We start from the raw sequence: 14204 nt of genomic DNA on the forward strand, positions 1-14204 counted from the left end.
GGGCTTTTTGAACATCTGCCGTTTGAGCATGGGCGTTATTGAATCCCGTGCAAAAACTCAGCACGTGTTGCCGCATTCTTCTTAAACAAGCCACCGAGTGCGGTGGTGGTCGTCTCACTGTTGGCATCCATGACACCACGAGATTTCACGCAATAATGCGTCGCTTCAATACGCACCGCTACGTCCTCGGTTTCCAGCAGCGTTTGCAATGCCACCAACACCTGACGTGTTAGTCGCTCTTGCACTTGCGGACGTTGCGAGAAGAAACGCACAATCCGGTTTATCTTGGACAGACCAAGCACTTTTTGGTTAGGAAGGTAGGCGACGGTTGCCCGACCATCAATGGTAACAAGGTGATGCTCGCAGGTGCTGGTCACTGAAATGTCCTTAACGCGCACCATCTCATCGCAACCCATCTTGTTCTCAATCATGGTGACTTTGGGGAATTGCGCGTAATCCAAGCCTGAGAAAATCTCATCGACATACATCTTCGCAATTCGCGCCGGTGTCTCGGCCAAACTATCATCGGTCAGGTCTAAATCGATCGACTGCAGAATTTCACGCATATGAAATTCAATTTTTTCTTTTCGTTCTTCAGAAGACATCGGAGATGTCGCCGTCATTGGGGTTTCAATACCGCGAGCAACCAACGCTTCCTGAACTTTCTTTGCAGCATCGCTCAATGCCATGATGGATTCCTTTTTGGGTCTGCCCTAGCCGTTCTTCTACTTACACACTGTAGCCAGTGTCGGATCAGTGCTGTCACTAAATAGAAGCATAACGTTAATATCCAAAAAATACACCTCGCGAATGCTGTGGTTTTACTGCCTGATGCCTTAGTGGACAGCCTCAATGGCAAAATTGTCAAGGAAAATGAACATCTTCGCTCAGAAATGATGTCGTCATGTGCGACCTACGCTGTCGCCAAGATGTCATCCTTCGTTATCAAGTCTTCTGAGTGAAACTAAACTGTCATTTTTATTTGGTAATCTCATCAGTTGATTTCCTGCGACTAACCAACCGTGGCGTCAGCCATACTCGCTCAGTGAATTGTGCTGGTGCAATAAACACCACCAAGACAAGATTTCAATAATAATAAGACACGCGATGGTATATCTTGCCCCCTCTACCGGGGGCTTTTTTTATCGCCCAACATAAAAGACATTGGCTTGACATAAACTCACATTTTTATTGGCATACTTGTTACTAACTTGGCTACGCTTGAATTGAAACCCACTGTTAGTGACTAAGGAGTCATTATGAAAAAACACGTGTTGATGGCAGTCATGCTCACTGCCGGGGTGACCGCTTGTAGTAACGGCCAGTATGCCGGCGGTGACGATGGCAGCGTGACAAGCTCTGGCGTTGCCCAGCAATGGCAACTGACCATGGTCGATCAACAGGCTATCAGTGCGGAAGGAACCCCAACGCTTACCATTAATAAGGACATGGGTGTTAGCGGCTTTAGTGGCTGTAACCGTTATTTTGGTAACGCTGAACTGAATAGTAATCGCTTCAAAGTGGCGCCAATGGCCAGTACTAAGATGGCGTGTTCGTCCAGTGCGATGGAACTCGAACAAACCATGAGTCAGGTTCTAAGCCAATGGAGTGATGCAACAATACGTAATAATCATCTTATGCTCAGTAACGAGACGCATACGTTATTATTCACCGCGGCTAACACGCAAAACACTGAGGAAGATCCCCTACTCAAAAGCCCTGTGGTTGATTCCCGCTTCAATAAAGGTGAAGAGTACTAACCTCGCGTCAGCGTTTAAACCTTAGAAACATACAAGGGCGGTGCATCTGTACCGCTCTGGTTTTTAAGGGTCAATGCTTTTATTGTCCTGCAACGGCGCGCTGATTTCCATCCAGTGCCACCCAGTATCATTGTCCGCTTTCGCACGGGTCAAGCCAATTTCACCATAAGCATGTAATCGCGAGGCAGTCATTTCTTTTTGATCGCTGACCGTTACCCCGCCAACAAATACCCTGACCCGATCTTCCGGCTCTCCTTCAAACTCTACCTTTAATCGTTTCACCGCTTTTACACACTCATCAGCCAATCGCTCTGCGCCTTCTGTGCGCGGCAAGATGGCAACAAACTGGCTACCGGTAAACCGACATACCAAATCACCGGGCCGTTTAAGCATCTCATCCAGTACCTGTGCAATTTGTCGGATCAACTGATCACCGGCAATGCGTCCATACTGGTTGTTGTAATTAGACAGGTGTTGGATCTCTACCACCATCAGGCTCAAAGGCGCTTCATCACGAAGTGCACGCTGGATCTCACGTTCGAGCTCCTGCTCAAACTGGGTGCGATTATGTAATCCCGTCAACCCATCACACTTGGTCATCGACTCCAGTCGACTATTGGCTTCTTTCAATGCGTGTGTTTTTTGATCAACTTGTACCTGAACACTGTAGGCGCGAGACTGCAGGCGATAAAGCAGATAGCAAATCACCAAAAATATGCCACTGCCAATGAGAAACGTCCACAACGGCACCCAGCTTTGCCTTGCCTGCATGTAGCTGACGGTCGGATAGCCAATCAATTCCCACTCGCGACCCGCGAAGAAAATAGGCTTGGCGGGCTGTTGCGCCAGTGAGTCTTTCATTTGTGCCAATTCCACCCGCTGCGTATGAAGTACTTGGCGATGACTCGGGTCGGTCGCATCAATCAGGGTATAATTAATCCCATCATTAATGACGGTGTCGATCGCCAAATTAACCAAGGTATTCACATCAATCACCGCCACCAGAAACCCGCGTAAATCTCGCGTGTCTTCTCCACCCAGCTGCTCTGGATCTAATAAGATAGGCATGATCAACAAAAAGCCGCGTACATTGCCATAGGCGCGCTCGATAGTGGTAGCAGGGGTGGCGACAGGCACGCCGGTATTAAAGCTGGTTTTCAATGCCTGACGGGTGACTGGCGTGGAACCAAGATCGTAACCAATAACAGACGCTTCACTGTTCTCGCCAGAGGTGAATCTCAGCGGAAAATACATGTCACGCCGCTTAGCAGGGATCAGCTGATTGTTTGGGCTTAGTTCGACAATATTAAACCCTGACGACGGGTCACCCCTTTCTTCCATTCCCTGAACATAATGCCGGCGCTGATGGTGCATCACGATATCCACCCACTCTATCGACTTAAAGCTTGGGTGGCGTTTCAGTACACCGGATGTCAGCGGCTGAAAATTACGCGCGTCCAATCGGTGACCCGCGTCAAAATGATTCTTAACCGCGTAGAGCAGTTCAAGGCCAAGGTTGACCTCGCGCGCCAACGCCATTGCGGCATTATTCACGTCTTTATGCAGCTCTTTACGAATCGCCTCTTGCTCTTTTTGATACAATAAGTGGGCGGTTAAGGCTGCAAATCCCACACCGATCAGTGCGGTTAATACAATTACGCTCCATGCTCTTCGCGGCATCAGTGTCGTCCTTATAAAGAATAATCCACGTGATAAAACAGAAGGTTCACTGACTCTCTCCCTCTATAAGCGTAGTGGGCAGACTAATAAACGATCAAATTTTTAACAAAATGGCAGGACGTGTCGCGGGTCTGTCAAAAGGCGGCAAGAAATGCGACTCACTGTGTGCAGTGAGTCGCAGCCTAGACGTTATTTAAGCTTTAATTGGTTGGTGAGTGGGTCGTACTCACAACCAATATCATCAAATTTACTTTGCAACTGATCGTGGTCGAGGTCTAAATGCGCCATCAGTGCTTCCAAACTATCACACTCTAGACGCAGTCTTTCATTCACAATGCCATAGAAGATAGCACCATCTAATCGGCTGATATTGTGGATATCCATACCCTCTCCTTGCACTGAATTCACGCACTTTGAGTATAGATCCTAGACGAAAAACTGCCCAATCAAGCAATGACAAGCCGTGTCAAACTGATATTGGCCAACAGCATAAATCCAAAACCAACACTCACGCGCCAAAACACAGGCGATGTTTGTTTAAGCAGGTGCCAAATCTGTGCGGCCACCCCAAGCAAACCTAGGCCTGCACCAGCCATAATGGCATTGATGTCACTCGTTGCCGATGGGCTAACCGCTGACAACAGTGCGGCCATCACCATCACGCCCATAAAGGCTAATACACTGCTCACAGGGAGCAAGCGATCAAAAGCTTGCAATCGCGAGCGCGCACGCACTAACAAACTATGGCCAAGGCTCGCCCCAAGAATCACTAGTTGCAAGCCTCCCATCATCAGCATCCCGCCACCGTGCGTGGCAAGTATGATAATCCATGCAACAAAACCCAATAAATTTGCGACATGAAGCAAAGGAATGGGACCGGAGTGACGTGTTTTGCCTGTTTTTGATCGAAACGCAAAAATCCCTAACAACAAAAAGGGTAAACTGGCGAACAACGTAAATGGAACTAAGATCAACCACGCAAAAACAGGCACCCAGAAAGCACGATGGAATCGGCCCCGCTGGCCTGGGCATATTTCTCCTTTCAATAGCGCCAGTGAGAGCACCAGCTGTGCCCCTAGAATTGCCGAGGCAACCGCAGGAGCAAGTAACGTATACATAGTGAAAAGCACCTTACGTATCTCAATAAAAAATGGTCAATTATTCGTTTCATTGCATTAAAAAGTTGGCTAGATCACATTGAATGCAAGAAACACAGTCAAAACAAACAACAAACTGGCATGTTTGCACGCTTATACCAACCTTTATGACAGAAAAAAATAACATGACCGCGCAGCAGGATAATACCAAAGCGGCGGACGCAACTGGAACCTTTGCACAGGCGGGAACAACAATGAGTGCAATGATGAGTGAAACCTTAGGCCATATTATCTACAAGCTGCAAATATCGTTCCTTGAACTGTGGAGTGCTAAAAAGCACGCAAACAGCTTTAATAATACACGCAGCACTTATCTGCGCAGCCGCTTGTGCGTGTTGTGTTACGTATGGGCCGCCCTGACCATTGCCTGGTCACCCGCTGATTTTTTGTTCCTCGCTGACAAAACGGCTGCTGCGCAGCTCTCGCTACAACGCCTTTTGTTAGCGGGTATGCTTATTACCATTGGTTACGCGGTCAATCGCGCTAATAATCTCAAATCAGCGAAACTTGGCTTGGTCGTCATGGTGCTTGCTACCAACGCCTTTTATTTATCCGCCAGCCACACTTTAGGCTTTCCCACCGACAACGCGGCATTCTCTTACAGCTACACCTTGCTGCCCATTATTCAGATTGTCATGCTGACCATCTTCCCGCTCACAATGCGGGAAAGCATACTCTTGATGTCGATTACCCTGATTTGCCACTTATGGGTTGATTCATTCAGCGGCACCATGACCAGTCCAGATAATATTGCTTCGTATTGGCTACAAACCGTTATTGCGTTCATGGTGGTATGGTCACAGCTTTCTCAACTCCACATGATTTTGCGCCTTTACCGGCAGGCGACGCTGGACCCATTAACCGGTATCTATAACCGCCGAATGCTATTACAGCTGGCCATGCGCGCTCTGGCCGTTAGTGAAGAGCGGCACTCGCCATTCTCCGTCTTGCTGCTCGATTTGGATAAGTTCAAGCGAATTAATGACAAGTGGGGTCACTACGCAGGCGATGTGGTCTTGCAATCATTTACTCGCACCGTACAAGAGCGCTTGAGAAAGGCAGATATTTTCGGTCGCTTTGGTGGCGAGGAATTTATTGTCTTCCTCCCTAAATGTAATGGCGAAATCACCGCACAAATCGCCGAGCGTTTGCTGGGTGAAATTAGAGAGATGGATGTCTATATTGATGAAAGCCGTACTCCGTTGAAAGTCACCGCGTCGATAGGCCTTTCCACGCTACAACCAGGCGATACGCTTTCATCCTTGATAGAGCGCGCCGACAGTGCTCTCTACCAAGCAAAAGCCGAAGGGCGAAATTGCATACGTACTTACCAGCCAGGCAAACAGACGGGGTTTGACGCCAGAAACTCTGTCAGCCGTGACAATATCGATATGCCCACCGAAACATCGCTTTAGCGAAGCATTCGGTCGCAAAAAGACAATCAGAGACAGGCAGGAGAAAGTACAGTCATCGCGAGACGCTCTCTTGGATGGGCGTTGGGCAACGCCTTTTTCTCCGCACCGAGTTAACGCTTAGGATGCCACAACAGACGTTTGGCGCTGGCTTTCGCGACGTCGGCGCATGACACGAGAAAGGCCAAATACCAGTCCCAATAAAATCGTGATAAGCACTAGGGCCGCAATCACCACGCCGGGCCATGCAAAGTGTTGCCAAGCTGCGATAAGATAAAACCCACCGAGACTACCACCAATATAATAATGCACCAGATACAAGGCTGTTGCCGTTGCTTTACCCTGCGCGGCTTGACGACTTACCCATCCATAAGCGAGTGAGTGAGTAAAGAACGCGCCACCGCTTACAATTAATAACCCCACCACCATCCAAAGCACCTGACTGCTCAAGGTCACCAACACCCCCAGCATGGCCACCCCTGTTCCGAAAGCCATGCCTTTGATCGCGCCAAAGTGCAGCACCCAGCGCCCGCTCAATCGTGATGTCACCGTGCCGGCGAGGTAACAAACAAATACTGAAGACACCAAACTGACTGGCAATTGGTAAGGCGCAGCCACCAAGCGAAACGCCATCACCGAAAACAAATTCACGAATAACGCAAAGTTGACACCGCCAATCAGCATCGCCATCCACAATTTGGGGGTGCGAAGATGCGTGAGCACCCCGCGAGAATGGGCCAGTAAGGAGGTATTGCCAGGCGAAAAATAACGCTGACGAGGCAAAAGTTTACTCACGATGGCCACACCTACCAAGGAGAGCACGGCCATCGCCATCACCGCGCCATGCCAGCCCCACCAATCTGTCATCATCCCACCGAATACACGACCCGAGATCCCCCCCAGTGAGTTAGCACTGATATAGCTACCCACGGCAATTGCCAGCGCCTCCGGTGAGAATTCTTCTGCCATATACGCGACCGCAACCGCGGCAAACCCACCCAGCGCAATGCCGACTAAAGCCCGTAAACCGACGATGATCCAAAAAGAAGAGGTGCTGGCGATCATAAGGCCTATCACGGGAAGCATCCAAAGGCTCACCAGCATCACGGGGCGCCGGCCGATTCGCTCCGACAGCACGGCCCAAGGCACCAGTGAAAAAGAAAGACCTAAAGTGGTGGCCGCAAGTAGCCAGTTCGCCCGTGTTTCACTGATCCCATCAGCCGCGGCAAAGACAGGTAGCATAGGTTGAAACAAGTAAAGGTTACAAAAAATCAAAAACGAGCCGAACGCGAGCGCAAACGCCGTCAGTCGGTAACGTGGTGAGCCAAGCTCTATCATGAAAACCTCACCAGTGGGCTAAGATGTGATCATGCTAACAACCGCTTTATAATTAATAAAATATATTAAATATATCCTCCTTATATATTTTATTTATAGTCATGGACGTCAAACAGCTCCGCCACGTGATTGCTGTCGCTGAAGCTAAAAGCTTTACGCTCGCCGCCCAGCGTCTGCATATCGCGCAACCTGCGCTCAGTATTGCGATCAAAAAGCTTGAGAATCAATTGGGTATGCCGATTTTTATTCGCAATGAAAAGCACATTCAGCTTACGCAAGAAGGGCAAGTATTACTGCAGCATGCCTATCGCGTCGTACAGCAAATGCAAGATGCAGCCACAGCCATGGATGAGCTTAAAGGATTGCAAAAAGGCGAGGTACGTATCGGTGTACCGGGTATGCTCGGATCTTATTTTTTTCCTGAGTTGCTGATGGGGTTCCGCCGTCGCTATCCCGCGCTAAAACTCACGGTGGTAGAGGCTGGCACTCACTCCCTGCGGCAAATGCTGCTCGACGGTGAGCTGGATCTCGCCGTGATTAACGATAGAGAGGTGCCCGATTCGTTAGAAACCACGCATTTGATTTCCTCGCAGATGGTCGCCGTTGTCGCGACCGATCATACGCTCGCCACACATCATACGCTCGATTACCACACCTTTTTCGCTCATGAGTTGATCATGTTCCGTCCGGGATACTTCCACCGTGATTACCTCGATCAGGTCTGCGATACGCATGCAATAACCCCTAAACTTTCATTAGAAACCAATTTACTGGCGATGATTTTGAATATCGTCCGTCATGGGTTTGCGATCAGTGCACTGCTCGATATGGTCACCGAACATGAAAGGGGGATTGTCGGGATCCCCTTTACACAACCGATCAAGCTCGATATTGCGATTGCCTGGCGTAAACACGGTTACTTGTCCCTCGCCGATCGCGCCTTCATTGATTATGTGCAACAACACAATCCGTCTGCCAAGCCTTCTATGACATCCTGAGCCACCTTTCCCCAGATTTACCCCTATACTCGATGCAGGATTATCGCTAAAATCGCTGGCTAATTTATCGCCCGCCCTGGCGCACGATGCGCGTATCGTTGAATCGCCTGTCCTCATTGCAATGGGCTGACCAAGAGACCATAACGTGACACCGACTGCTATATACGATTACACCCCTTATTGGGCGGCCTGCTTTGGCCCCGCGCCTTTTTTGCCCACCAGCCGTGAAGAGATGGATATCTTAGGTTGGGATAGCTGCGATATCATCATCGTAACCGGTGATGCCTATGTCGATCATCCTAGCTTTGGCATGGCGGTGATTGGCCGCACATTGGAAGCACAAGGGTTTCGTGTTGGCATCATCTCGCAGCCTAACTGGCACAATAAAGATGATTTTATGGCATTAGGCGAGCCTAACCTATTCTTTGGCGTGACGGCTGGCAACATGGACTCGATGATCAACCGCTACACCGCAGACCGAAAACTGCGCCATGATGATGCCTATACGCCCAATAACGAGGGAGGTAAACGCCCTGATCGTGCGGTTTTGGTCTATTCTCAACGTTGTCGAGAGGCGTATAAGCAAACGCCGATAGTATTGGGCGGGATAGAGGCCAGCTTGCGCCGTTTAGCACACTACGACTATTGGTCAGACAAAGTCCGTCGCTCTGTGTTATGTGACGCGAAAGCAGACATATTGCTATTTGGCAACGCAGAACGCGCCTTGATAGAAGTGGCACATCGTTTATCTCGCGGTGACACCTTAGCCGATATGACTCGCATCGCGGGCACCGCAGTGATGATGAAAACACCGCCCGAAGGTATGGCAGAAGTCGATTCCACCCGCATTGATAAACCGGGAAAGAGCATGACCATGCCCAACCCCTATGCAACAGAAACCCAATGCGAAACCAGCAAAAAAGCAGAGCCGGATGCCGCGAAACCAATCACCATTCGCCCTTCTAGGCATGATGCGAAAAACACCTTTGTTCGCCTGCCCTCGTTTGAAAAACTCAGAAACGATCGGATTTTGTATGCCCATGCAAGCCGGGTGATGCATTTGGAAGCCAACCCCTACTCCGCGCGGGCGTTGGGTCAGCAACATGGCGATCAACTCCTTTGGATTAATCCGCCTCCGGTGCCGCTCACCACCGAAGAAATGGACTATGTGTTTGGCCTCCCCTATGCGCGAGTACCTCATCCAAAGTACGGTAAGGCCAAGATCCCTGCCTACGACATGATAAAAACCTCGGTGAACATTATGCGTGGCTGTTTCGGCGGTTGTTCATTTTGTTCAATTACCGAGCACGAAGGGCGGATCATCCAAAACCGCTCACAAGCGTCGATCATTGAAGAGCTCAATGATATTCGCGATAAAGTGCCTGGTTTTACTGGCACGATTTCAGACTTGGGTGGCCCAACCGCTAACATGTATCGACTCGGCTGTGCCGATCCTAAAGCGGAGCGTAACTGTCGTCGCCCCTCTTGTGTATTTCCAAAGATTTGTGACAAGCTCAATACCGATCATCGCCATACCATTGATCTTTACCGTAAAGCACGCCAGGTAGAGGGAATCAAAAAAGTCCTGATTGCCTCGGGAGTGCGGTACGATCTGGCGATTGAGTCGCCGGAATATGTGAAAGAGTTGGTCACTCACCATGTCGGTGGCTATTTAAAAATCGCCCCAGAACATACTGAGAAAAATACGCTGGATTTAATGATGAAACCCGGTATGGGTGCGTATGATCGCTTCAAGGCTCTGTTTGAAAAATACAGTAAAGAAGCGGGCAAAAAACAGTATTTGATCCCCTACTTCATTGCCGCGCATCCAGGGTGTACGGATGAAGATATGGTGCATCTGGCATGCTGGCTGAAAGAGAATGCCTTTGAGTGCGACCAAGTGCAAAACTTTTACCCATCACCCATGTGTAATGCGACTGCCATGTACCATTCAGAAACCAACCCACTGAAGCGGGTACGCTATAAAAAGCGCGAAACACTGACAGTGGCAAAAGGAGAGCGCCAGCGACGCTTACACAAAGCGCTACTGCGTTACCATGATCCCGCTAACTGGCCACTGATCCGTGAAGCCTTGGTACATATGGGGAAACAGCATTTGATTGGTAACGGGCCCAAGTGCCTGATCCCAAAAGAAGATGCCCCCGAAAAAACAGGCCGGCAGCGCCGCTCAGGCCGCCATGGCACCCAGCGCTTTGCCACTAAGCACCCCAAACAACCCGATATACGCCGGCCAAATAACAAAGGGCGAGGCAATAACCAGCGTGGAAAACGCGCATAAGTGCCTGCTTTAAAAGGATGAAATAAAAAACGCCCGTCGTGGTACACCCCGTTGAGGGCATCTTACTACGGGCGTTTCACTACGAGCGTTTCACTACGAGCGCGGCGTGTTTGTTGGCGTTACTTTATCATCGTAACCATGGCGCGTCGGATACGCCCACCACTAACGGAAAAGCTCAACACCAATCACACCAAGCGCCAGGACACCGGCGATGGCTCCGATCACCCACGCAATTTTCTTTTGCGTCCCCTCGTCCAAGTACTGGGCTGCCGTAATCCCGAGTAAAACCAGCAAGATGATAACAATCGTTTTAAGCATTTGTTTTACCTTAGCTTTCAGCTCTTTATTTTACTGTATGACAAAGCCACCCAGATGCAAGCTTTATAGTGATACGTTATCGACACGCGCACGATCAATTCGCGTACACGCTAGCCGCAACAAGATTTGCAAAGGATGTTGTAACTGCGTCTCACTAAACCGCTTCACTTGGCTACGGCACGAGTAACCGGTTGCGAGCACTCTCTCGCTAGGTAGGTTGGCCAACTGTGGCGACCAACTTAAATCATAGATCGCAGCTGACGTTTCGCGTTTGTCTGCTTCATGGCCATAAGTGCCCGCCATACCACAACAACCGACAGAAATCGGTTTAAGCGTCGCACCAAAGTGCGCAAATAAAGCCATCCATTGTTGCTCAGCATGAGGCAACTGTGTTTTCTCGGTGCAGTGGCCGAACAGATACCAGGGGTCAGCATCACGGCTCGTCACGACCGGCATGTCAGGCACAACACTGCTCAGCCACTCATGACTCAGCATCACATTAAAGTTACCTCGGTGCTTACCTAGTGCTTCTTGATACTCATCGCGATAACAAAGCACCAGCGCCGGATCAACGCCCACCATGGGAATATTCAACGCTGCCAGCTGGTTTAAAAAGCCAGCGGTGTTACGCGCCGTCTGGGCGAAACGACGGAGGAAACCTTTTACATGCTGGGCTTTCCCGTTGGGTTTAAAGGGTACCAGCATGGGCACCTTCCCGAGTTGTCGCGCCAGTTTGATCAAATCGTGAATCAGGGGCGCTTCATAAAAACTGGTAAAAGGGTCCTGCACGATCAACACATAGTGCTCACGCTCTTGCGCGGATAGAGCCTGCAGCCATGCTAAGTCAAACTTAAGCGCATGATCGCCCGCCAGAGACTGAGCCAGCGTCGGCACCGACAACGCCGGTGTGTCTGTGTAGCCAATTAACTTCGCAGTGAGCCCTTGGGCCCATTGAGGCTGAGTCGCCGCATTCACCCATTTTGGTGCTTTGGCCATCAGCGGGAGCAAGGTTTCAATGTTAGCCACTAAGTGGTCTTTCACCGGGCGGGGATAGCGGCTGTAATAGAGCTGCATAAAGCGCGAGCGGAAACTCGGCACATCCACTTTGATCGGACACTGACTAGCACAAGCCTTACACGCCAAGCAACCGCTCATGGCTTCCATGACTTCATGGCTAAAATCATCTGCTTCTCTGCGGCGAGTAAAATAGCGTCCGAATTTGGCCATCACTTCACGGACTGACGGCGACTGGGTCATCAATGCCTGTTCAACCGCCAAGGGGTCGACACCTTGCTCAGACAGTAAACGCAACCATTCTCGCACGATCCCAGCGCGACCTTTTGGCGAATGGCGACGGTCATAACTGACCTTCATCGAAGGACACATGGGTGAGGCGGTGTCATAGTTAAAGCACAGCCCATTGCCATTGCACTCCATTGCCCCTTTAAAGCTATCACGCACTTCTACGGGGATTTGACGGTCATAAAAGCCACGCTTAGTGTCATCAACCTTCACCAAGGCATCTTGGCTATTAATCGGTGTGCAGATTTTTCCTGGATTCATCCGATTTTGCGGATCAAATGCCGCCTTGATATGGCGAAGCTGCGCAAACAAGGTCTCACCAAAAAACGCTGGGCCGTACTCTGAACGATAGCCTTTACCATGCTCTCCCCACATCAAGCCGCCATACTTGGCAACCAAAGCAACCACTTGGTCAGAGAGGGTTTTCATTACGCGTTCTTGGTCAGGGTCACACAAATCCAGCGCTGGACGCACATGCAGTACCCCCGCATCGACATGACCAAACATGCCATAGTGCAAATGGTGGCTGTCGAGCAATGCCCGAAATTCATTGATAAAGTCAGCAAGGTGTTCCGGCGGTACACAAGTGTCTTCGGCAAAGGCAACGGGCTTGGCTTTACCTTTTGTGGCACCCAGCAGTCCGACCGCCTTTTTACGCATCGCGTAAATTTTGTTGATTGACGCGAGATCCCGACAAATCTGATAGCCAATCACCCCTTTTTGCTTGTGAGCAATCAAGCTATCCAGTTGCTGACAAAGTGCCGTAATCTGCTGCTCTATCTCACCCGGATCATTCCCCGCAAACTCCACCATATTAATGCCGTGCATGGTTTTGCCGGGCACTTCTTGCAACAAGTCACTCACCGTATGCCAAACAATGTCATTACGCGCTAAATCAAGCACTTTGGCATCAATGGTTTCAACCGACAAGGCATTAGCGTCTACCATCATCGGTGCATTACGCAATGCTGAGTCAAAGCTGTCGTATTTAATATTTACCAAAGTCCGCACGGTCGGGATCGGGGTGATATTGAGCTTGGCTTCGGCAATAAACGCTAAGGACCCTTCAGCGCCACACAGCACGCGACCAATGTCGAAGGCTGTGAGTGTGTCATCATAAACATGTTTAAGGTCATAGCCGGTTAAAAAGCGATTTAACGGTGGAAAGGTCTCGGTAATCAAGTCACGGTGCTCACGACAGACTGAGGACACCGTTTGCAGCGCCCGGCCACTGAGATCATCGCGCGACATCGCTTGCTGAAGCTGATCCGCATTGAGAGGCTGTGTATCGAGGACGCTACCATCCACGAGCACTGCTTTTAAACCCAGTACATGATCGGAGGTCTTGCCGTAACGTAGCGAGCCTTGACCGGAGGCATCGGTATTGATCATCCCGCCAATCGTGGCACGATTACTGGTCGATAAGTCAGGTGAGAAAAAGTAACCATACGGGCGCAAGACATCATTGAGTTGATCTTTAACCACGCCTGCTTGCACACGTACCCAGCCTTGCTCCGGGTTCACTTCCAGCACCTGTTGCATATGACGCGACACATCCACCACCACATGCTGGGTCAACGACTGGCCATTGGTGCCAGTGCCGCCACCACGGGGAGAAAACTTAATCTCACTAAAAGCTGGGGCTTGGACGGTCTGACCAATAAGCTGAAGATCATCAACCGATGCGGGAAAGAGGACGGCTTGTGGTAAGGCTTGATAAACACTGTTATCAGTGGCCACCGCAAGGCGGCTCGCATAGGTCGATTCAATGTCGCCTTGAAAACCTGCTGTTTGCAAAGCGGTGATAAAATCAACAACGGCGGACGACAGGCCCGCCTCTGGATGGATTGCCGGTATCATTGCTGTTCCTGTGCGCTATCTCACCATGCCTGGTGCAATTTTTGTTGTGCTGTCACTTTACCTTAACTCTTGGCACAGCC

11 protein-coding genes are annotated in these 14204 nt (G+C 50.1%); 4 read left to right on the forward strand and 7 right to left on the reverse strand.

Going from position 1 to position 14204, the window contains the following annotated elements; genetic code table 11:
* Positions 1-35: 35 nt before the first annotated feature.
* Positions 36-692, reverse strand: coding sequence for a GTP cyclohydrolase I FolE (folE, locus tag BZG25_RS13000; RefSeq protein ID WP_077639216.1), 657 nt, complete (start codon positions 690-692; stop codon positions 36-38).
* 567 nt (positions 693-1259) lie between these two features.
* On the opposite strand from folE, the gene BZG25_RS13005 reads away from it, so the two are divergent.
* Positions 1260-1760, forward strand: coding sequence for an META domain-containing protein (locus BZG25_RS13005; protein WP_077639217.1), 501 nt, complete (start codon positions 1260-1262; stop codon positions 1758-1760).
* 63 nt (positions 1761-1823) lie between these two features.
* Here the strand turns inward: BZG25_RS13005 and BZG25_RS13010 are convergent, their stop codons facing one another.
* From BZG25_RS13010 to BZG25_RS13020, 3 genes are all read right to left on the reverse strand, one after another.
* Complete coding sequence (locus BZG25_RS13010) at positions 1824-3440, reverse strand: diguanylate cyclase domain-containing protein (protein ID WP_077639218.1); 1617 nt, start codon at positions 3438-3440, stop codon at positions 1824-1826.
* 189 nt (positions 3441-3629) lie between these two features.
* Complete coding sequence (locus BZG25_RS13015; RefSeq protein WP_046073071.1) at positions 3630-3824, reverse strand: DUF4250 domain-containing protein; 195 nt, start codon at positions 3822-3824, stop codon at positions 3630-3632.
* A 62-nt stretch (positions 3825-3886) separates the two neighbouring features.
* Positions 3887-4558 (reverse strand): hypothetical protein, encoded by a 672-nt coding sequence (locus BZG25_RS13020; protein ID WP_077639219.1) that lies wholly within the window; start codon positions 4556-4558, stop codon positions 3887-3889.
* A 146-nt stretch (positions 4559-4704) separates the two neighbouring features.
* Here BZG25_RS13020 and BZG25_RS13025 point away from each other — a divergent pair, with 146 nt between their 5' ends.
* A complete protein-coding gene (locus BZG25_RS13025) occupies positions 4705-6012 on the forward strand; it encodes a GGDEF domain-containing protein (RefSeq protein WP_158010269.1) in 1308 nt (435 codons plus the stop codon).
* A 117-nt stretch (positions 6013-6129) separates the two neighbouring features.
* On the opposite strand, the gene BZG25_RS13030 is transcribed toward BZG25_RS13025, so the two are convergent.
* Positions 6130-7347, reverse strand: a complete 1218-nt coding sequence (locus BZG25_RS13030) for an MFS transporter (RefSeq protein WP_077639221.1) — start codon at positions 7345-7347, stop codon at positions 6130-6132.
* A 101-nt stretch (positions 7348-7448) separates the two neighbouring features.
* Between BZG25_RS13030 and BZG25_RS13035 the strand changes: the two genes are divergently transcribed.
* A complete protein-coding gene (locus BZG25_RS13035; protein ID WP_077639222.1) occupies positions 7449-8345 on the forward strand; it encodes a LysR family transcriptional regulator in 897 nt (298 codons plus the stop codon).
* A 145-nt stretch (positions 8346-8490) separates the two neighbouring features.
* Positions 8491-10644 (forward strand): YgiQ family radical SAM protein, encoded by a 2154-nt coding sequence (locus BZG25_RS13040; RefSeq protein WP_077639223.1) that lies wholly within the window; start codon positions 8491-8493, stop codon positions 10642-10644.
* Between the two features lie 162 nt (positions 10645-10806).
* Here the strand turns inward: BZG25_RS13040 and BZG25_RS15995 are convergent, their stop codons facing one another.
* Both BZG25_RS15995 and BZG25_RS13045 read right to left on the reverse strand, forming a co-directional pair.
* A complete protein-coding gene (locus BZG25_RS15995; RefSeq protein WP_156146643.1) occupies positions 10807-10962 on the reverse strand; it encodes a hypothetical protein in 156 nt (51 codons plus the stop codon).
* 63 nt (positions 10963-11025) lie between these two features.
* Complete coding sequence (locus BZG25_RS13045; protein ID WP_077639224.1) at positions 11026-14124, reverse strand: FAD-binding and (Fe-S)-binding domain-containing protein; 3099 nt, start codon at positions 14122-14124, stop codon at positions 11026-11028.
* Between the last annotated feature and the right edge of the window lie 80 nt (positions 14125-14204).

It is taken from the genome of Salinivibrio sp. ML198 (assembly GCF_001996015.1).
GTDB classification, from domain to species: Bacteria; Pseudomonadota; Gammaproteobacteria; order Enterobacterales; family Vibrionaceae; genus Salinivibrio; species Salinivibrio siamensis.